The organism is Lactiplantibacillus nangangensis (assembly GCF_005405065.1).
GTDB lineage: Bacteria > Bacillota > Bacilli > Lactobacillales > Lactobacillaceae > Lactiplantibacillus > Lactiplantibacillus nangangensis.
The window spans coordinates 21,101-41,976 of record NZ_BJDI01000009.1; the positions used below are offsets into that span (position 1 = coordinate 21,101).

20 protein-coding genes and 1 riboswitch are annotated in these 20,876 nt (G+C 44.0%); of the genes, 1 reads left to right on the plus strand and 19 read right to left on the minus strand.

The genetic code is table 11. The features are described from left to right. Nucleotides 1-2: 2 nt before the first annotated feature. Nucleotides 3-48, minus strand: a riboswitch (PreQ1 riboswitch). A gap of 454 nt (nucleotides 49-502) precedes the next feature. The 9 genes from FFM70_RS08500 to FFM70_RS08540 all read right to left on the minus strand — a co-directional run bounded on the left by FFM70_RS08500 (nucleotide 503) and on the right by FFM70_RS08540 (nucleotide 9,552). After that, complete coding sequence (locus tag FFM70_RS08500; RefSeq protein ID WP_137616529.1) at nucleotides 503-895, minus strand: type II toxin-antitoxin system PemK/MazF family toxin; 393 nt, start codon at nucleotides 893-895, stop codon at nucleotides 503-505. Between the two features lie 204 nt (nucleotides 896-1,099). Next, nucleotides 1,100-2,227 (minus strand): alanine racemase, encoded by a 1,128-nt coding sequence (gene alr / locus FFM70_RS08505; protein ID WP_137616427.1) that lies wholly within the window; start codon nucleotides 2,225-2,227, stop codon nucleotides 1,100-1,102. Continuing rightward, nucleotides 2,227-2,589 (minus strand): holo-ACP synthase, encoded by a 363-nt coding sequence (acpS, locus tag FFM70_RS08510; RefSeq protein WP_137616428.1) that lies wholly within the window; start codon nucleotides 2,587-2,589, stop codon nucleotides 2,227-2,229. Before acpS ends, alr begins: the two co-directional genes overlap by 1 nt. A 252-nt stretch (nucleotides 2,590-2,841) precedes the next feature. Beyond that, nucleotides 2,842-4,467, minus strand: coding sequence for a degradosome RNA helicase CshA (gene cshA, locus FFM70_RS08515; protein WP_137616429.1), 1,626 nt, complete (start codon nucleotides 4,465-4,467; stop codon nucleotides 2,842-2,844). Nucleotides 4,468-4,740: 273 nt separating this feature from the next. Beyond that, the gene (locus FFM70_RS08520; protein WP_137616530.1) at nucleotides 4,741-6,117 is read right to left on the minus strand and encodes a UDP-N-acetylmuramoyl-tripeptide--D-alanyl-D-alanine ligase; all 1,377 of its coding nucleotides are present in this window, start codon (nucleotides 6,115-6,117) and stop codon (nucleotides 4,741-4,743) included. Nucleotides 6,118-6,446: 329 nt separating this feature from the next. Further along, on the minus strand, nucleotides 6,447-7,235 hold the full coding sequence (locus FFM70_RS08525; RefSeq protein WP_171002337.1) for a hypothetical protein: 789 nt from the start codon (nucleotides 7,233-7,235) through the stop codon (nucleotides 6,447-6,449). A gap of 60 nt (nucleotides 7,236-7,295) precedes the next feature. Continuing rightward, nucleotides 7,296-8,195, minus strand: coding sequence for a zinc metalloprotease HtpX (gene htpX / locus FFM70_RS08530; RefSeq protein ID WP_137616431.1), 900 nt, complete (start codon nucleotides 8,193-8,195; stop codon nucleotides 7,296-7,298). 11 nt (nucleotides 8,196-8,206) lie between these two features. Next, on the minus strand, nucleotides 8,207-8,767 hold the full coding sequence (locus tag FFM70_RS08535; RefSeq protein ID WP_137616432.1) for a LemA family protein: 561 nt from the start codon (nucleotides 8,765-8,767) through the stop codon (nucleotides 8,207-8,209). A gap of 80 nt (nucleotides 8,768-8,847) precedes the next feature. Next, on the minus strand, nucleotides 8,848-9,552 hold the full coding sequence (locus FFM70_RS08540) for a class A sortase (RefSeq protein ID WP_137616433.1): 705 nt from the start codon (nucleotides 9,550-9,552) through the stop codon (nucleotides 8,848-8,850). 199 nt (nucleotides 9,553-9,751) lie between these two features. On the opposite strand from FFM70_RS08540, the gene FFM70_RS08545 reads away from it, so the two are divergent. After that, entirely contained in the window at nucleotides 9,752-10,885 is a 1,134-nt protein-coding gene (locus FFM70_RS08545) for a baeRF6 domain-containing protein (RefSeq protein ID WP_137616434.1), read from the plus strand. Nucleotides 10,886-11,025: 140 nt separating this feature from the next. Here the strand turns inward: FFM70_RS08545 and FFM70_RS08550 are convergent, their stop codons facing one another. From FFM70_RS08550 to FFM70_RS08595, 10 genes are all read right to left on the minus strand, one after another. Then, a complete protein-coding gene (locus FFM70_RS08550) occupies nucleotides 11,026-11,676 on the minus strand; it encodes a hypothetical protein (protein WP_137616435.1) in 651 nt (216 codons plus the stop codon). Beyond that, nucleotides 11,651-12,295: an ATP-binding cassette domain-containing protein gene (locus FFM70_RS08555; protein ID WP_137616531.1), complete on the minus strand. Its 645-nt coding sequence runs from the start codon at nucleotides 12,293-12,295 to the stop codon at nucleotides 11,651-11,653. The genes FFM70_RS08550 and FFM70_RS08555 overlap by 26 nt, the downstream gene beginning before the upstream one ends. Nucleotides 12,296-12,304: 9 nt before the next feature. Beyond that, on the minus strand, nucleotides 12,305-12,979 hold the full coding sequence (locus tag FFM70_RS08560; RefSeq protein WP_137616436.1) for a DUF2705 family protein: 675 nt from the start codon (nucleotides 12,977-12,979) through the stop codon (nucleotides 12,305-12,307). Next, a complete protein-coding gene (locus FFM70_RS08565) occupies nucleotides 12,976-13,680 on the minus strand; it encodes a hypothetical protein (RefSeq protein WP_137616437.1) in 705 nt (234 codons plus the stop codon). The genes FFM70_RS08560 and FFM70_RS08565 overlap by 4 nt, the downstream gene beginning before the upstream one ends. Further along, on the minus strand, nucleotides 13,670-14,428 hold the full coding sequence (locus FFM70_RS08570) for a hypothetical protein (protein ID WP_137616438.1): 759 nt from the start codon (nucleotides 14,426-14,428) through the stop codon (nucleotides 13,670-13,672). Before FFM70_RS08570 ends, FFM70_RS08565 begins: the two co-directional genes overlap by 11 nt. 65 nt (nucleotides 14,429-14,493) lie before the next feature. Beyond that, nucleotides 14,494-14,919, minus strand: a complete 426-nt coding sequence (locus FFM70_RS08575; protein WP_137616439.1) for a DUF2712 domain-containing protein — start codon at nucleotides 14,917-14,919, stop codon at nucleotides 14,494-14,496. Between the two features lie 270 nt (nucleotides 14,920-15,189). Beyond that, the gene (locus FFM70_RS08580; RefSeq protein ID WP_137616440.1) at nucleotides 15,190-15,435 is read right to left on the minus strand and encodes a type B 50S ribosomal protein L31; all 246 of its coding nucleotides are present in this window, start codon (nucleotides 15,433-15,435) and stop codon (nucleotides 15,190-15,192) included. Between the two features lie 538 nt (nucleotides 15,436-15,973). Beyond that, complete coding sequence (rho, locus tag FFM70_RS08585; protein WP_137616441.1) at nucleotides 15,974-17,272, minus strand: transcription termination factor Rho; 1,299 nt, start codon at nucleotides 17,270-17,272, stop codon at nucleotides 15,974-15,976. A 391-nt stretch (nucleotides 17,273-17,663) separates the two neighbouring features. After that, nucleotides 17,664-18,941, minus strand: coding sequence for a UDP-N-acetylglucosamine 1-carboxyvinyltransferase (locus tag FFM70_RS08590; protein WP_137616442.1), 1,278 nt, complete (start codon nucleotides 18,939-18,941; stop codon nucleotides 17,664-17,666). A 240-nt stretch (nucleotides 18,942-19,181) separates the two neighbouring features. Beyond that, nucleotides 19,182-20,792, minus strand: a complete 1,611-nt coding sequence (locus FFM70_RS08595) for a CTP synthase (protein ID WP_137616443.1) — start codon at nucleotides 20,790-20,792, stop codon at nucleotides 19,182-19,184. Nucleotides 20,793-20,876 lie beyond the last annotated feature (84 nt).

A 20,876-nucleotide genomic window follows, 5' to 3' on the forward strand; every position in this document is an offset into this window, starting at 1 on the left:
ACATCCTCCTAGTTTTTTTAACGTGGGATGGTTACGAACCACGTTTTGAAAATGACAAGCGGTTTACATCATAGCACGCAGCTGGCGCGGTCGCAAATCAGGATGACGGATCAGTGAATTGCACTTGATTGCCGCCTACCGGTCGGTTCGGTTAGGGCTGGAACGCTGTGAATCGCCTCAATAGTTTCCACAGTTACTAGCCACAGTAACCCCAAAAATCAGTGGATAACTTTTATAATTTAAAATGATTATTAGCCTTATCCACAGGCTTTCAAAATTTCGGCTTTCCCCGATAAATTTTTAACCATTTATCCCCTTAGTTGTCCGCTTGAATTGTGACTAATCACTAAAATATAAACTCGTCCGCCAACTTATCCACAAAGCAAAAACGCCGCAGTCTGATTAGTCAAAGTGACTAATCAGACTGCGGCGTTTCGCAACCTACGCTCGGTAACTCGCACCGAAACGAACCTTATGTAAATGACTTATCCCCATCAATTAACTAATGTTGCATGGTGCGTCGTGGTCGACGTTTAACCCGATCAGTTAGCCCAATGCTAACTTGTAGCGCATTATCGACTCGTTGCATGGTTTGTTCATCTAAGTGCGTGACGCGGTCTTTCAACCGTTGTTTATCGATCGTTCGAACTTGTTCTAAAAGGACTACCGAATTCTTCTCAATCCCCGTATGAGCGGCATTGATGTTCACATGCGTGGGCATTTTGGCTTTTTGGACCTTAGCCGTAATGGCGGCAACAATCACCGTTGGACTGTAATGATTACCGACGTTATTTTGGACGATTAATACCGGCCGCATCCCGCCTTGTTCAGAACCAACGACCGGTGAAAGGTCGGCATAAAAAATGTCACCACGCTTAATGTCAGCTGCGGCCATCGCCTCATCTCCCTTTTTACTGACGCCAATCGTCACAACCAGCAACCCCGAAACTTTCGTCAGTTGTGACCATACTTGAGTTTAATAATAGCATGAACGCTTAACTTTTAGCAACTGTTAACCCATCTCAGTCTTGGTCAAAAGCACTAAAAACGCCTGATAAAAGGACTTAAATATCCTTTTATCAGGCAATAAAAATAGTTATTATTCAGTATAAACTCTCGGTAAACGCGTTGCGAGTCCACAGGCAATTTCATAATGAATCGTGCCACAATAATCAGCAACCGATTGTAATGAAATCGACTGATTGCCGTCTTGGCCGACTAAAGTGACCTTTGAACCAACTGGCACCTCATGTGGTAAACGGACCATCAACTGGTCCATGCAGACACGGCCCACGATTTCACAGAATTGACCGTCCACTAAAACATGGAAGCCTTGTAACCGGCGTTCATAACCGTCAGCATACCCAATCGGCACCGTCCCAATCCATTCATCTTGGTCAGCAGTGTAAGTGGCGCCATAACTGATCGACTTGCCACGCGCCAATTTTTTCACAAACGACAATTCAGCCGTCAATGACAACGCTGGTTGTAAATGATACGGCGCACTCAATTCAGTTCCTGATGGATTTAAGCCGTATAGGGCGACCCCAAATCGAATCATATTCCCGTTGCAAGCTTGATGCCATAAACTGGTCGCTGAATTGGACACATGCACATAACGTGGCAATTCCGGCACGACGGCGATCAAAGCTTTCCAATTCGCTAATTGATGCGTAAAGTACGTGTCATCCGCTTGATCAGCCGTCGCGAAATGGGTAAAGATTCCTTCAAAGTCAAATGGTGACTTCCTTTGCGTCAAGGATTTCACGGCAACTGCTAGTTCAGCAGGCGTCTGAAAGCCAATCCGACCCATACCCGTATCTAGTGCTAGATGAACATGCAACGGTGTTTTAACTTGATTGGCCTGCAAAATTGATTGTGCTTGATCCAACCAAGCTTGTGATCCAACAGCGACCGAAATGTCTTTTTCAGCAATCAGTGGCGCATATTCTGGTTCAGTAATGCCTAAAACAAGAATTGGTTCCGTCAGCCCAGCTGCACGCAAGGCCAGCGCTTCGTCCAAAATGGCGACACAGAAACCCGTGGCCCCGGCTTGTTTAGCCGCTTGGGCCACTTGAATAATCCCATGACCATAACCATTGGCCTTGACGACGGCCCAAAGCTCCGTCAAAGGATCTTTGCGTGTCATTTCTTCATTAATGTTGTGTTTAATTGCCTGCAAGTCAATATTAACTTGTGTGTGGCGGTGTTCCCCAATTACAACCATCACGATTTGCCTCTTTCCAATATAACTTGTGTCATCACTAACTGATCTGTGTGCGAAATTGAAATCCAAGCGGCCCCATCAAATGGCTGACGGGTGATTTCTGGTTTGCCAAGGTCATTGTCCAAAATTTCAATCTCTTTAAAACCAACTTGGCTCCCAATGCCAGTCCCAAAAGCTTTACTGTAAGACTCTTTGGCTGAAAAACGGCCTGCTAAAAATTCAACTTGGCGTTTCGGCCCATAACTGTTAAATACAGCTAATTCGGCCGGCGTTAGGACCTTTTCAGGCAACTTCAAGCCAGCCTTGAGCATCGTCGCAATTCTTGATAATTCAGTTAAATCAATACCCGTGCCATAAATCATTGGTGGGACCGCCTTTCAATGATGATGTTTCCAATTTACCACAGTTACCACCGACATAACAGGGTTGTTCAGGTGCAACTTTTTCATTCAGGCATGAAAGGCGTTTTCTTGGTCGGCCTGCTATCCAAACTAACCTTTGCGGCTCACCCTAATTTTAGCATTTCACGGCACAAAAAAAGCCGAGCAAACGCTCGACTTTTCGGCTAATTGAACCCAACGGCTCAGATTAGTTTGTTATTTCAATTGTTTAGCTTAATCGTTAGTCCGGATGGTGAAGTTCCGCTTGCTACTTTGCTTACGGCCTTCATCATGGTTACGGTTGTTGCTGCGGTTGTCTTCACGACTGCGGCTACCATAACCACCACTCTTACGATCGTTGCTACCGCCATTACGACGGTCGCTGCTACGATGATCATCGCGGCTCCGACCATTGTGAGAGTACCCGCCTCGACGGTCATTCCCACCGCGGCTACCACCGTTACCACTACGGTTACGATTGCGGTTACCACCACGATAACCACCGCCACGACGATTGCCACCGCCGCCGCCTTTATGGCGAGGTAATGGCCGTTCTGGGGTGATCTTAACTGGAACGGCAGTTGCGTCGTCCTTCGTTAAGTCATTCAGTAAAGCAGCGACTAAGTCAGTTGCATCATATTTAGCTAATAATTCAGCGGCTTGGTCAGCATACTTTTCAGTCTTCGTCTTAGCAACCAATGAATCAACATTAGCTTCGGCAGCGGCGATTTGGCCGGCAAAAGCTTCTGCATCTGTTGGTGGCTTCAATGGTAACATGCGCTTCTTGGTCAACTTTTCGATGACCCGCAAGTATTCCATTTCGTTAGGCGTAACGAAGGTCAATGAGACCCCTTTATGTCCGGCACGGCCAGTACGGCCAACACGATGAACATAACTGTCTGGATCCTGTGGAATATCGTAGTTGTAAACATGGGTCACACCAGAAACATCAAGTCCCCGGGCAGCCACATCGGTTGCAACTAAAATATCCAATTTACCAGCCTTGAATTGACGCATAATTTGCGTCCGACGTTGTTGACTCAAGTCACCATGAATCCCAGCGGCATTGTAGCCACGAGCTTCAAGGCCTTTTGACAATTCGTCAACCCGGCGCTTAGTCCGACCAAAGACGATCGTCAATTCAGGTGCCTGAACATCGAATAAACGGGTCATGATATCGAACTTTTCAAATTCTTTTGCTTTAACGTAATATTGATCAACTGTATCAGCGGTCAATTCTTTTGCTTTAATTTTTACATGGTGTGGTTCAGTCATGAACTGAACACCGATACGTTTGATTTCAGGGGGCATCGTTGCTGAGAAGAGCATCGTTTGCCGTTCTGAAGGGACTTGTTTGATAATTGATTCAATATCATCCAAGAAACCCATGTCTAACATTTCATCGGCTTCATCTAAGACCAACATCTTAACATGGTCTAATTTGACCGTGCCGCGACGAATATGGTCCAATAAACGACCTGGCGTCCCAACAATCACTTGTGGGTGTTGCTTCAGGTTTCTGATTTGACGACGGATGTCAGAACCGCCGTAGACAACTTGGACTTTCGCCCGTTCGTCTTTACCCAAACGGAAGATTTCTTCCTGCGTTTGGATTGCTAATTCACGCGTTGGTGAAATAACTAGAGCTTGAATGTTAGGATTATCAAAATCCAAACGTTGTAGGATTGGCAATGCAAACGCGGCGGTTTTACCGGTACCGGTTTGAGCTTGACCAATCACGTCTTTCCCATCAAGCACCATTGGAATGGTTTCTGCTTGGATAGGGGTGGCTTCTTCATAGCCTGCTCGGGTAACTGCTTTAAGTAGGCTATCGGATAAGCCTAGTTCTGTAAACTTCAAATATGTTTCCTCCTAAGGATGACGCCATGGGATTACTGATAGCTAGGAAAAAATCCGTTCCCCGTAACACGCTGTCATGTAAGCCAACGGCCTGACTTTCAAATAGTACAACTGAATTATCATACACCGGTTATTGTAAATTAGCAAGAAAGACCACTGCTGATTAACCGGCACAAATGAGCTCACTAATTATTGTTAGCGTCACCACTTCCCAGTTAATCACCAGTGGTCAATTGAACCAATCAGTGAAAATTCATTAAAAACTTTATTTAGTTAAACCTCTAAGGCTGCTAAGACATTTTCCAAATGGATGCCATGGCTGCCTTTTAACAGGACTTCATCATCTGCACCAATCGCCTGTTTTAAATCGGCAATCAACTGTGGTTGTCCCGCAGTTGGATAGTAATGAATTGCTGACGCAGGATACTTGTCAGCTAAGGCTTGTGCCAAGGCCACCATGTGTGAGCCATTCAAATAAACGCTTTGAATCAAACTTGGATCAAGCTCACTAGCCAAACTAGCATGCAGGTCATCCGCCTGTTCACCTAATTCTAACATATCACCCAAAACTGCGATACGTTTGCCATTAGTTGGGACGGCCGAGAAAGCTGCTAAAACGCGCTTGGCGGCGGTCGGATTAGAATTATAGACGTCACTCAAAATGGCTTCACCATCGGCCCCAGTCAACCATTCTGTCCGATTTTCGGTTGGAATAAAACTGGCAATGGCCTTTTGAGCTGCCGCTGGACGAACATGGAATGTATTCCCAACCAATAACGCTGCCAACGCATTGTTAACGTTATAAGCGCCCATCATCGGAATCGTATAAGTTTCATCTGGCCAAAGGTTCGTTTTAAAACTCGTGCTAGCACGACTCGTTTGGACGGCGCTACCAGCCAAGGTATTAGTCTCATTCAAACCAAAAGTCAGTTTGCGTTGTGCAACACTCGCACTGCGTTCCTGTAACAGTGGTTCATCACCATTGAAAATAAAGGTGCCGTCTTCTTTTAAGCCGTGAATGATTTCCATTTTGGCATCCGCAATTTTATCACGCGTCCCGAAGAACTCAATGTGAGCTTCCCCAATCATCGTGATCACGGCGACATCTGGTTGGACTAAACGACTCAAAAAGTCGAGTTCGCCGAAATGATCCATCCCCATTTCGACCACAACGACTTCGGTATTGGGTTCCATACTTAACAACGTAATTGGCACGCCAATTTGATTGTTAAAGTTGGCGTGTGTCTTGGTCACATTGAACTGCGTACTTAGAACACTCGCAATCATATCCTTGGTCGTGGTCTTACCGTTACTACCAGTCACTGCAACGACTTTGGGATTGATCTTTTGTAAATAATATTGGCCTAATTGTTGTAACGCCTTGAGCGTGTCCGCTACTAAAATAACTGGAATTGCAGTGGGGGCACTGTCCGCATGGTCGCTGGCCCATAAGGTCGCAACGGCGCCATTATCGATCGCATTTTGAACAAATTTGTGGCCGTCATTTTCACCGATTAAGGGAATAAATAACTCGCCAGCGGTCAAATGCCGACTGTCAAAAGCCACCCCAGTCACATTAACGTCGGGCCAAGCTTGTTCAGCATTATCGGCTTGAACCGCTTTTGCAATTTCGGTAACTTGCATCTTCATATGAATTAAACGCTCCATTCGTGGTGATCCGCTTACGGTCACCAAATTACTGACTAATGTGTCATCTACTTCTCGTATAGCTGAATTAATTTTAGCTACTCGCATTTGAAATTATACCACTTTGGGTCCCTAGACACTATGAACCGTTCAAATAGGTTTATTTGACTAAACTTGATCCGTGTTTTCCCCTGACGAACAACTCGTCCCTGACATCTATCAATTACGCTTTTTTCGCCAAAAAGCATCTCATTTTGCTAAAAAAAGTTCCATGGTCAGTGACCCAACGAACTGGGTCTGATCATGGAACGCTGATTGTGTCGCATACTTTTTTAAAGATGGTCTTCAAAAGCTAATTTGTCATGAATTTGTAGTCCCCACTCGCCGGAAACCAGATTAAAGCGTAAAGTAGCCACATTATGTGTCCGATGGGTCTCACTTGTCCGGGCAGGGTCAAAGACTTCAATATCGTCGTTTTCCAGTTCTGTGTGAACAGGCACTAACAATTGACGTTGACGCACCATTGATTGATCAAAATAAATGAACAAGCCATCTGGCATTAACCGCACCAATTGTTTGAGAATCGTTTCGGGCACTTTCGGCACGCTTAACGACCGCATAAACATTCGGCGGCCACGATAAGCGGCCAATGTATGCCGCACGATTGACGCACTCAGCACATGACTAAAAGCCGAAATATAATAGAAATAAAGTTTAATTCCACCATTACGTTGTTCCAAGAAAACATAATGATTTCGTAGTTTGTAGTTGAAAGGTGACCGAATCGGCCGATCCATATGACCTAGATAGAGTAACTCAGCAATTTCAGTCGCAGTCAGAAAGTCTAAATCGCCGACTTCATCGTAGTCTAGCCATTTGACCGGCAAATCGTGACTCTGCAACAAATAACGCCGAATCTCATTTTCGTCATTAATAACGTTCAAGCCAGTATGCGCATTGACCGCATGGACGTCGTCATCAATACCAACTAGTGAGACAAGGTTATCTGGCAAGCGTTTCACGCCGTGCACAAAGTCACTCTGGTCGATGCCATAAGCAAAGACTAAATTATCAAGTTTTTCTAAATTGGCGTAAATATATCTGCGTTGCAACGGACTCACTCTTTCAAAAACCTATTTATTTATATTATAAGCCGAACACTTACAAATAGCTGACTTTTGTCACATTTTTTCCAAACGGGCGATCCGATCAGCCATTGGTGGATGTGTGTCAAACAGATGTGTCCATGATTTCTTGGCCTTAAAAGGATCCGAAATATATAAGGCCGCACTACTAGGATCAGCCTTTTGCATCGGTTGACTGTCATCAATCTTAGTCAAAGCATCGATCAGGCCTTTAGGATTCCGGGTTAATTCAACCCCACCCGCATCCGCCAAATATTCGCGGTTCCGGGACAAGGCCATCTGAGCCAAACTCGCTGCCAGTGGCGCCAAGATGATCACAATCACTGACAAGAGCATCAAAACAAGTTGAATGCTACCATTGCCTTCGCGGTCATTATCGCGCCGTCGACCGCCACCCCACCAAAAGGAGTTCAATCCCCAGTTGACGAGCAGACTGATTGCGGCCGTTAACGCTAACGAAATCGTCTGTAACCGAATATCATAGTTACGCACGTGCGTCATTTCGTGACCGATAACGCCTTCCATTTCTTCACGATTCAACCGTGCTTGAATCCCAGTCGTGACCGCCACTGCGGCATGTTCAGGATTGTTGCCCGTCGCAAATGCATTGGGGCTTTCATCCTCAATAATGAAGACCCGTGGCATGGGAACTTTAGCCACTAAGGCCATATCTTCCACAATATGCCACAGCTCTGGATCATCGTCGGCCGAATGCAGTTCACGTGCATGGTTCATATTCATCACGACATCTGTGGATTGACCGACCATGATTCCGGTGTAGACTAACGCAATCACGACGGCCATTACTAATCCCGCGACACTACTATTAAAAAAGACATACCCGACTGCCGCGCCAATAACAGCCACTAACACGACAAAAGCGGCCATCACGTATACCGTGTGCCGCTTGTTGCGGGCAATTTGCTCAAATAACATGGGCATAACCTCTAATCATCGAATGAGACTTTAGGTGCTGCTTTTTCTGCTTCTGGTACTGCCAAGAATTCCACCTTTTCAAAGTGATGAATACCGGCAACCAAATTAGATGGAAATTGTTGTAATTTCATATTGTAACTGGCCGCACTGGAATTGAAGAGTTGCCGTGAATAAGCAATCTTGTTTTCCGTGTTGGTCAATTCTTCCATTAATTTGCTGAACTCTTGGTTAGCTTTTAAATCTGGATAAGCTTCTGCTAACGCAAAAATGCTCTTTAATGAATTCGTTAATTGATCCGAAATGGCCATCGCTTGTTGATGATCACCAGTTGGGACCTGAGTCATTTGGTTACGTAGTGACACAACTTGTTCCAAGGTACTCTTTTCATGCTTGGCGTACCCTTTGACCGTGCTAACTAAGTTAGGAATCAAATCATTTCGCCGTTTCAACTGAACGTCGATCTGGCTCCAAGCTTCTTGCGTGTACATCCGTGACTTGACCAGCCCGTTATAGATAATCACATAGGCTGCGATCACGATTAAAATCACCGCAATAATTATTAATCCAACCATCAAGTGGGACCTCCTCAAATATTCTAGTACGCTTCTATTGTAACGTGAAACCTCAGTGAACCACAGTAAGTCGTCAAAATTTAATATTTGTTATTAAAGTGACTCGTAAACGACTTCTGAACTGCTTGCGGGGCTTGGTCGAATGACCATTGTTGGACGTACTTGCCGCGAATCATTAACCGCCCAGCCCCAGTCTTGTCACAAGTAATCAGGGTAACGAGTTTTTGACCCGGTACATCGTCGATGACTTGCACATCTGTCGCCTGGATAAAAGTGCGTTCACTCGTCCGGTAGGCATAAATATTTTTAGCATCTGACAAATAGATCATCTGACCGACCTGACTCTTATAATACAGTGGACTAAAAAGGGCACCGTGTTTGATCATGTGATGACCAGCTAAGGCGTAATTCCCCGTTCCCATCGTTTGATCAGCTTTCATCGTCCCGGCAGCCAAGGCCAACGTTTCGTTGCTGACCCCCTTGCCAATCGGCAGATACAGTTCGACCGACGGGATTGAAATTGACCCGATCACATTAATGGCGCTTTTATTTAATCGCGCTTTAGCAACCGTTTGAAAGTCCAGCGACTTCACCTTCGTAAAATCAAAGTTGCCAGCTTTCTTTTTATTTTTAGCAACGGACTTGGTCGTCACGGTTGGCGAATATGAGCTGACCAACCAACTCTTGATTTGTTCATTGAAAATCAATGCCAATGACAACGCAATCAAGAGGACAAAGACGACGCGGCCTAACCATTTTAAAACCGGATGTTGCTTCGGCTGCATTTTCCCATCTCCCCCATAAACTTAACCACTCAAACAATCGCAGTATACGGTAAATATACCTTAATTATCGTCAATAAGAAAGTACCGGACTTGAGTTTTTTAGTAAATTATTAATATCTTATGATAAGCATAACACTTGCATAATCACAATAAAACCTGTTATCCTGTTAATACTAACTAAAGAAAGTAGGTTGGACCTATGGATATTATGGTAAAAAATGATCTCAATCAACTCATGCAACAGCGCGATGCTGGACCATTCATCGCCATCTATCTAAATACTGAAGCTGTTTTAAATGACTTATCTCACCGCCGCTTACAACTCAAGCAACTCGTGACCGAAGCCCAGACCCAGTTGGCCCAACACTTTCCTAAAACTGACTTTGGCCCGTTTAAAGCCCAATTGAGCGACCTGACTGACGATAATAGTTTCTGGCTGCAACATACCGGCCCACAAACTGGCTTAATTGTGAACGCGGAGACGCTCCGAATTTTTGACTTACAAATTCCAACTAAAAACCACGTCATCGTCAATAGTATGCCGCCAATTCGGCCAATTTTAGCTGATCGACAACATCAATTTGATTTCGACTTACTTGCCATCAGCGAAACGACAATGGCGCTCTATCATCAACGTCAAGGCGACTTTGTTGAAGTCATTTTGCCAGAAGACGCGCCGGCCACGATGACCCAGACTTTAGGGGAAGAGAAACGTGGCGGTGACTTAAACTTTAACTCAAGTCCTGCGCATGGCTTGAACTATCACGGCCACAACGCTAAGGCGGAAGAACGCGCAGTTGACCAACGTAACTATTACTTGCAAGTCGATCAATATGTTCGCGAGTGTTCACAAGCGACACAACGCCCACTAATTCTAATGGGGCTACCAGTTAACCAAGCGATGTATCGTAAACTCAGCAAGAATCCTTATCTGTCACAGCATTTGATGGTCGACCGGTCATCGAATGGCTTAACTACCGCCGAAATTCAAACGGCAACCGAACCTGTGCAGACCAAGTGGCACACACAATTAGCGGATATTTTACTTGAACGTTACGATACGGCCAAATCACGCCAGCTCACACTCGATGATCCATTTGATATGATTACGCCTGCGTTACATGGCCGCATTGAGACTTTAATCATTGCCGCCGATGCGCAAGTAAGTGGCACGATGACTGCCGATGGGCTCCAAGCGACTGGCATTGCTTTACCGGATAACTTGATTGATGATCTTGTCGACGTTGTGATGAGCAAACAGGGCCAGATTCGTATTATTCCAGCCGAGCGGATGCCTGTCGAAACAGCTGCCCTCGCGCTACTCCGTTACTAAAATTGAACCGACCTAAAAAAACACGTCAGCTGGCGTGTTTTTTCGTTGCTCCTATACAAAAGCAAGGATATTCCCCTATTTTTACACTTCATAATAGTCAATTATGCTACATTTTTGCCTATCCAAGTCAACGCCTAAAATTACACCTTAGTGATAATTAGTCGCAGCGGTCCAACGGCCATCGTAACCGGCGGATCAATGATCAACGACTCACCCTTAGTCAGTTGGCATTCTCCAGCCGCACGTTCTTTTAAATTTATTGAACGTTTGACCTGATCATTCCGTAGAATACTCACTAGTAAATTGGCTTTGCTTTTTGCTTGGGTCGACCAAGTAATGCGGTATTTGCCAGTAGGAATATCCTGACCCACCCGATAATTACCAAAAGTATTAATGAGCACGGCGCGCCCTGAATGAAACTGCAATGGTTTAAACTTAGCAGGCGTTAGTCGAATCATGCCAGCTCCGGTGAAGTTGAGGTGGTTGCCACGAGCATACAGCATATTTTGAAACCTTTGCCCAGCTCCCATAAATCCGCTGACATACACTGTCCCACTAGTAACTGCAACATCATAATATCCCGGGTGAAAGTTCTTACCCGCCTCATCTGGTGGCATGACCTTCTGCGCATGGTATTGAAATGACCGCGCTGTATTCGTCGACGTTGCACGTAACAAAGTGTCACTGTGATCAACTCGATACCGATAAACAAACACGGCAATTAAAATACCACACAATAGGGAGAAGACCCCAATAAATAAGTACTTACTTTGCTGCGTCCGTTTGCTCATAAATTCGTCCCTCGGCCATGTTATAGATTTCGTCTGTTAACACGACAAGATCTTCAGCAGTATGGCTTGCAATAATGATTGTCGCACCACGCTTTTTCTCTTCAAGTAAGATCGTACGAACCTGTTGGACCCCATCACTATCAATGGCATTAGTCGGTTCATCTAGTAAAATTAACTCAGGCCGCTCGAAAATTGCCTGCGCAATTGCCAATCTTTGACGCATGCCAAGTGAAAATTGTTTGACGGTCCGTTTATCATTTGGATCTAGTCCTACTCGGGTGATTGTCGCGTCGATATCAGCATCGCTCGCAACCTTTTTAATTTTAGCTAGTAGTTGCAGATTTTTGCGGGCGGTGTACTCAGGCATCAAATTATTATTTTCAATAAGAATTCCAAGACTTGGTGGAAAATCCATGCCATCGTGCAATTTCCTGCCATCAATCACAATTTGACCAGAATCAATATTGATTAATCCAGCGATTGCTCGTAAAAGCATTGTTTTACCCGCACCATTCTTCCCCCGCAGGCCATAAACTTGACCATCCATAAAGCTCTGACTAATATGATCCAGGACATAGTGTCCGTTCAACGACTTAGTCACATCGGTTAATTCAATCATCACATTCACCTATAACAAATCCATTTTACTGAATCTGCGCCTTCCAATTAAGATGATCAGCGCGCACAAGCTGAGTAAAATAATATAATACAGTCCCAAGTTTTGAATCCGAATTGCCATCAGTGCATTGGGAAAACGGGCAAAACCGGCGATACTTTGTGCATTCACGCCCGGCAACGAAATACTAACAAAAACATATACGTTGAGTCCGATATAGACCATTAACGGTTCAAAAAACAATTCCCCAACAAACTGAAGTGAAAACAATAATAAAAACGTCACTAGCGATAAAGTCAACCGCGCCAAATTAGGCAGCCATACAGCGTAACCAAAAGTAACTCGGGCAAGCAAATAGACAATTAACCCCCCCATGAGGGCACCCATCTGTCGCATCATCTTGGTCGCGTACAGATAACCAAAAACTTGCTCCCGCGTTTGATACCGAACAACATTCTGAAGAAATGACCCATGTAGTCGCCGATGAACAAAGTTAAACTCAACGGCCATCAACGCAATAATTGGATAGAACCAGAGACGAACTAGATAAGGATTAGCTGCTATTGGAAGGCCATCGGTATAAAAGTAAACCGTTTGGTGATTAAGCCCTTCAAAAATCTGCGCATAAAAAATGACCGGTGTTAATCCGATTAATAGCAAGGCTACCTGCCGAATTCGTCTCATCATTGCCAGAACTCCTCATGTTGAATCCAAATAACCCGGGCACACAACGTAATCAGCGGTACCGTCACCAATATTATTAAAGTTGGTACGGAAAATCCGTTTAGGTCATGCATAAAATAAAATCTTTTAAGTAAATCAATTTTTTGAAAGAGCGTCATTGGCTGAATTGGCAAGCCAGAATAAAAGATTACTCCCACAGCTAGCGATAACGTGATTACCAGATGAAACTTAGGTAACAATTGAAATAGCCAAAACATAATGAGACCAACTTCCAAACTAATCAGACAATACGCACCTGTTTGACTGATAAATAGCAGTAAGAAAGTTTCCGTTCCCATTCCCCGCAAGTAAGCTAATGGTAGTATGCCAATTAAAAAAAAGATTCCCCAGAAAAATACTGTACTGATCAATAACTTTATAGTTTGTGAAAATAGATAACGGATTCGTGACCTAAAACGAATAATCGCTTGGGAATTTTCATGCCATAACATGTATTCAAACAACAAGTACAGTGGCATATACATACTCGACAACATTAAATTGTCAAAATAATTAAACGCGTTTTTATTAGTGATTATTAAATAGCTATCTAGCGTACCCGAATTCAGCATATATTGAAGCTCTTTTATCAACCACATGCTGATGAAGAACAGGAAAGCTAACGAACAAGGAAAAGCCCGTTTGTCGCGCCAGTCAAAGTTCATCACGCTTCACCTCGCTCCGATATCCCATCCATGTAATACCGAGTAAAATCAGTATATAGATAGCAAGAATCAGTACTTGTGTCCTCAAAGCCGTTTCTTGGAATGGTTGGAGCACACCCATTATCGAATAGTTCGTTGAAATTGGAATAAACCATGCTACCATACTGAGCGCAAATACATAGCTAGTCTTCTTAAAAATAAAGCTCACCGCCATAATGGCAGTGGCAAAAAGACCAATAAGCACCGCGGCAATCAAGATTGTCATCAAATTCGTTATCGTTGGGTGTAGTAATTGCCAATGTAGAAATGGTTCGACGCCACCTTGAAAATCACTCATCCGATTGCCACTACCACTACCATGACGAAAAACAACTAATGCAAGAGCATAATTTAACAATAGTGCCAGTAAAATACTAATAAAGGTACTACAAAAGGCCATCCATAACAATCGGCCCAAATATTGACGTCTCTTCATGCGCGTTACGAGCAAACTAACCTGACCAGCCTTAACATCCTGCAAATACCATCTACTAGGACCAATCATCAAATACGCTGGCAATAGCCAAAGTAAAGCCATTTGCGGATAGTGCCCTAGGGAACTCCCCGCTAAAAACGTTAAGAATTGGCCTGAAAAAGAAAATCTTTGTTTACCAATAAGTAGCAAATCGACGATAGTGATAATGACAAGCAGTACCGTCATTAACCAATAACGTCGATCGATTGCTAAACGAGTTCTAAAATACTTCATCGAATCAGCCTCGCTATTTGAATGTGAGTGTCAGTTACGATCAACAGTTCGTCATTACAGTACGATTAATTTGTTTCTTCATCCCAATAGCCTGAAACCGTGTAGTGGCTACCATTATAATTGTTATTCTGTGCAGTTAAGTAGACATACTTTTTTGATGCATCTGAATATGCAGTGGAGTAATACGAGCCACTCCCTTGTTTAACATGTAAGGATGGTGAAACATTAGTTCCTTTTGCATTTTCAAGCCAGTAAGTGGTTACTGTGCGAGCCCCTTCCCCAGATCTTTGCATATTCACTTTCCACTTATTGTTTACATTAGTAGTCTCTCGATACCGGCGACCACTCCTTGAGTTAGCTTGGTTCGATTGAATACCAAAACGGAACCCCCAATTATCATTTGAGGCATATGCTGTGTTGGCACCAATTACGCCAAAGGTAAGAATACTTAACAAACAAACAGAAACTGTTTTAGTTTTAAGCGCTTTCATTTTACTGTCCTCCAAGCAAAATTTACACTCCCATTCGTTGCTAATTATATACCATATATATCTCTACATCAATGATTATTTTCATCTTATGCATATTGATCATGACGACGTTACACCAATCGAGTAAGAGAGAATTGCTTGTTCCGCTTGCCGACCTCGCACACCACCGTACGTACGGTACCATATATAGTGGTTCAACAACTATCATCTTGCCTTGCACACAAAAAAAGACGCGCCAGCCGAAGCTGGAACGCCCAATTAATTGACTGCTTATTTGAGACCGTATTTCTTGTTGAAACGATCGACCGCACCATCGGCTTTGGTGAACTTTTGTTTACCAGTGTAGAATGGATGTGAGTCTGAAGTAACTTCGACCCGGATTAATGGGTAAGTGTTACCGTCTTCCCATTCAACAGTTTCTGCTGAAGTAGCTGTTGAACCAGAGATGAACTTGAAACCAGTTGTTGAATCTTGGAAAACAACTTGGTGGTAATCTGGATGGATTCCTTTTTGCATAATATTACGCTCCTTTGCCCTGAATCATTTGCTGAAACAGAGATTATCATTTGTTTTAAATCAACCTTTGTATCTTAGCATGAACTAGGGGTTCTCGTCAAGAGTGCGCGGCACCACACACATTTCGACTATCAAGCTAAGTTAGCGTTACTTGCCGCTCCGGGTGGGCTGGACTGACGCTGGAACGTGGTGGGCACGGTTACGAGCCAAAAGGCGGTCTCGTAAGCCGGCCTTTTTCTAAGTCGGGAAAATCACCCAACTAAGAAAAATTTCACCACTGAGCGTCATCCAGCCCACCCTACGCTAGTTAAATGTCTATTTTTGAAATAGTTTTAGACAACCAATGAGCCATGATCTACAACCATTGCTTAGTAGAAAATACTTAGTTCGTCATCAACGACTGAGAATTACAATCAATAATTCTCAATAAAAATCACTGAACTGGGAACATGCTAACGTCATAGTTTCCAGTTCAAGCACCAGCTACTAAAAAAAGCACAAACTAACTACTAACTAGAGGCGGCAACTTTCACCAATCTTATCGGCGCGGTTTACGACGTGCGGTCGAACCGCCGCCAATTTTCAAACTACCTAAGTCGTGTAAGAAAGCTTGGTTAGTCTTGGAATGCTTTAAAAATTGTAATAACTGTTCCGTATATTCCAGTGAATTGCCACCCATCGATCGGCGAATTTGCCATACTGGCTCCAACGCGGCCTTACTGAGAAGTAATTCTTCTTTACGTGTACTGGATTGTTTCAAATCTAAGGCTGGGAAGACACGCCGTTCCGCTAATTCACGGGACAATTGTAATTCAGAATTCCCAGTCCCCTTAAATTCTTCATAGATCATGTCATCCATCCGGCTACCCGTATCAACTAAGGCGGTCCCTAAAATTGTCAGACTCCCGCCCTCTTCAATGTTACGGGCAGACCCGAAGAATCGCTTAGGCTTATAAAAGGCCGTTGGATCTAAACCACCAGATAACGTCCGACCACTCGATGGCATCGTTAAATTGTAAGCCCGTGTTAAACGCGTAATCGAGTCCAACAAAATAATAACATCTTGCTTATCTTCAACTAAGCGGCGCGCACGTTCCAAAACTAATTCAGCGACACGCACATGATTTTGAGGTTGCTGGTCAAACGTTGAACTAACAACTTCACCCTTGATTGACCTTTCCAGATCAGTGACTTCTTCGGGCCGTTCATCGATTAATAACATAATTAACTTGGCATCTGGATAATTCGTCATAATGCCATTCGCAATATTCTTGAGTAAGGTCGTCTTCCCCGCTTTAGGTGGCGCGACAATCAAGCCACGTTGGCCAAAGCCAATTGGGACAAAAGTATCGATCAAGCGGGTAGATAATGTTTGTTGCGTCGTTGACAGTTTGATTTGGCGATGAGGATAAAGTGGCGTTAACGCCGGAAAATGCGGTCGTTGTCGCGCCTCATTCGGATCTTTACCATTGACTGTGCCCACGCGCATCAGACCATAATAACGTTCATTTGGCTTTGGTGGTCGTGCTTGACCAGCCACATAATCCCCGTTTCGTAAGCCAAAACGATGAATCTGTGACTGTGAAATATAAATATCTTCTTGTGAAGGGCCATAGTTAATTGGACGCAAAAAGCCGTAGCCTTCTTGTCCAATTATTTCGAGGACGCCCTCCATTTGGACAAAGCCACGCTTTTTGTCTTGTTCCCGTAAAACTGCCAGCGAGAGTTCTTTTTTATTCATTTGTGAATAATATTGAATTTTGTAATCACGGGCATAGGTATAGATTTCCTTGAGTGTTTTTTGCTCAAGGTCATGCATTGTTAAAATTTTTTCCATTATCACTGCTCTTTCTCAGCTTGTGATTGGCAAGCATTCAAGCACTCAGCTTGAATTATGATCTTTTTGTTGTTTTGAATTACTATTTGGGGATTTGGATAGAGTACTTCCTAGAGAATGGGATTAGTTGGTCGAGTTTCGTCCTTAATTTGATGGTCGAAACGTGTTCGCACCAGCTGCGTCCTCCACTTAGCTACGCCATCGGCACAATGCTAAAACCGCATTATACCGACAGCTAGGCTATGCTCACTCTCAACCCGGCTTGCCTCACACTCTTTTGAAATGTGCTCGCTGGCACTGCGGGCTCCGCTTATCCCGGTTAAGCCACCACTCGGAAAATCACCGAGTAATGACTTAACCACGATAATGCTCACCAGCAACCCGTGCCAGCTCACACTCTTTCTTGTTCATCTGCAGCAATCTCGACATCTGCGCCTAACGTGTGTAACTTATCAATCACACGGTCGTACCCACGTAGGATATTGTCGGCGCGTGAAATTTCAGTCGTGCCACTAGCCGCTAAACCGGCAATCATTAACGCCGCCCCAGAACGGATTTCTCCGGCCTCGACATGTGCGCCTTGTAAATGTGCCGAATGACCGACCACGATTAAGTTGTCTTGCACATGAATATCCGCACCCATCTTGCGTAACTGGGCAATGTGTTGCGTTCGTTGTGGATAAATGGTGTCAATCACCACGCTGTTGCCATTCGCCCGTAATAATAACGGCGTAATCGGCTGCTGTAAGTCGGTGGCAAAGCCAGGATAAGTCATCGTTTTGACCCGGACTGGACTTAATTCACCAACGCGTGGCACATAAATACTATCTTCATTAATTTGTAAGTCGACACCCATTTCAATCATCTTAGCTGTGAAAGACTCCATATGTTCTGGAATGACATTCTTTAATAAGACGCCATCGCCAATCGCCGCCGCCAATGACAAATAAGTGCCTGTCTCGATTCGATCAGGAATAATGGTATGCGTCGCTCGTGAGCGTAGTGACGAGACGCCTTCGATCCGGATGACATCCGTCCCAGCGCCACGAACTTTGGCACCCATATTGTTCAAAAAGGTTGCTAAATCAATAATTTCGGGTTCTTTCGCTGCATTCTCAATGGTCGTCGTCCCGTGTGCTTTGACGGCTGCCAAAATAATATTAATGGTGGCGCCAACTGAAACCACATCCAAAAAGATGCGGGCACCGTGAAGACCTTCCGTACCAGTTGAAATAAAAACAGAGTCGTTTTTTTCGACAACATTAGCACCTAAGGCTTTGAAGCCTTTAATATGTTGATCGATTGGGCGTGGACCAATGTTGTCCCCACCGGGAAAGGTCACCGTTGCTCGGTTAAAACGGCCGAGTAGCGCGCCCATAAAGTAATAAGATGCACGCAGGCTTTTAATTGCGTGACTTGGTAATTCGGATTCAATAATTTGGGTTGGATCAATCGTTAATACATCGTTTTCAAAAGTGGAATGAACATTCATCGATTCCAGGATAATTTTTAAATTGTGAACGTCTAAGATATGAGGAACCGTATCAAATCGGACCGGCGTGTCTGCAAGAATCGCAGCAGGAATCAGTGCGACGGTACTATTTTTTGCGCCACCGATCGTTAACTCCCCAGAAAGTCTTTTTCCGCCATGGATAATCATTTTTTTCATAACATAACTTTCCTCGCTAAATAAGTGTCACACTGTACAATACAATCATTAACCATAATAAAGAATGTCATGCGAAAAAACAACCAATATCAGGAAACTGTAATCTTTTCGAACCAGAAAATCGAGAACTTATCTAATTTAATCGCTTTCATTAAGAAACTGCAACTTTTTAACATTATGACGAGGTAAAAAAAGCACCCAAGTAAATTTCACTTGAGCACTTTAAATTACTAATTAAGTTTATTTAGCTTTACCAGTCGCATTGGCAGCGTCGATGAAAGCCTTAAACAAGCCTTCTGGACGATTTGGCCGTGACAAGAATTCTGGATGATATTGGCAACCAACGAAGAACCGTTTCGTTGGTAATTCAATAATTTCAACTAAGCGGTTGTCAGGCGAAGTTCCTGAGAACACTAACCCCTTGGCCTTCATGGCTTCACGGTACTTGTTGTTGAATTCATAACGATGACGATGACGTTCCATGACAACTTCTTCATTGCCATAAGCCGCAGCGGCAACCGTCCCTTGCTTCAACTTGCAAGGGTAAGCGCCTAAACGTTGCGTGCCACCCATATCTTCAACATCTTCTTGATCAGCCATCAAATCAATAATGTTATCTGGCGTATTAGGATCAATTTCAGCCGAGTTAGCATCTTTCAAATTCAAGACGTCGCGGGCAAATTCAACACTAGCCATTTGCATCCCTAAACAGATTCCTAAGAATGGCACATCGTTTTCACGCGCATATTTGATCGCCGTGATCTTACCTTCGATCCCACGGTCACCGAAACCACCAGGAACCAAGATACCATCGGCATCGCCCAATAAGTCTTGCACGTTGTCTTCAGTCACATCTTCAGCGGAAATCTTGTTCAATTCGATCTCAGCATCATCCGTATAGCCGGCATGCTTCAACGCTTCGGTCACAGAGATATAGGCATCTTGTAACGCCACATACTTCCCAACCAAGGCAATCTTGATTGTCCGTGATAAATGTTGCACGTGATGTTCAAGTTCTTCCCACTCGCTCATATCAGCTTCTGGTGCCTTGATACCAAAGTGGTTCAAGACGATTGAATCCATATTTTGCTTCTTCACGTTCAATGGAATTGAATAAATCGTCTTAACGTCTAAGGATTCGATAACGGCTTCGGGTTCAACGTCACAGAATGACGCGATCTTATTCCGCATTTCCCGGGTAATTGGTTTTTCAGTCCGAACAACTAACATGTTCGGTTGAATCCCATAGCTCCGGAGTTCCTTAACAGAATGTTGCGTTGGTTTCGTCTTCATTTCGCCAGCGGCTTTTAAATAAGGAATTAAAGTCGTGTGAATGTAGAAAACGTTGTCGGAACCTAAGTCGCTCTTCATTTGCCGCAATGCTTCGATGAATGGTAAGGATTCGATATCGCCGACCGTCCCACCGATTTCAGTGATCACAATGTCAGAGTCCGTCGTCGTTCCGGCCCGCATGATTTTTTCCTTGATCGCATTCGTAATATGCGGAATCACTTGGACTGTCGCACCTAAATAATCGCCCCGCCGTTCTTTTTGCAGAACTTCAGAATAAATCTTACCGGTCGTGACGTTTGAATATTTATTCAAATTGATATCGATGAACCGTTCATAATGTCCCAGGTCCAAGTCAGTTTCGGTCCCATCATCGGTGACAAACACTTCACCATGTTGGTAAGGACTCATCGTACCAGGATCAACGTTGATATATGGATCAAACTTTTGAATAGTGACTTTGAGGCCACGGTTTTTCAGTAATCTCCCTAATGATGCTGCGACAATTCCTTTACCAATCGACGACACAACGCCACCAGTTACAAAAATATATTTGGTCATGTGATAACTCCTTAAAGATTTATTTCGTGGGGAAGCCCTAAATAAAGAAAACTCCCTATTCAGTGAATAGGGAGCTTGATTTCG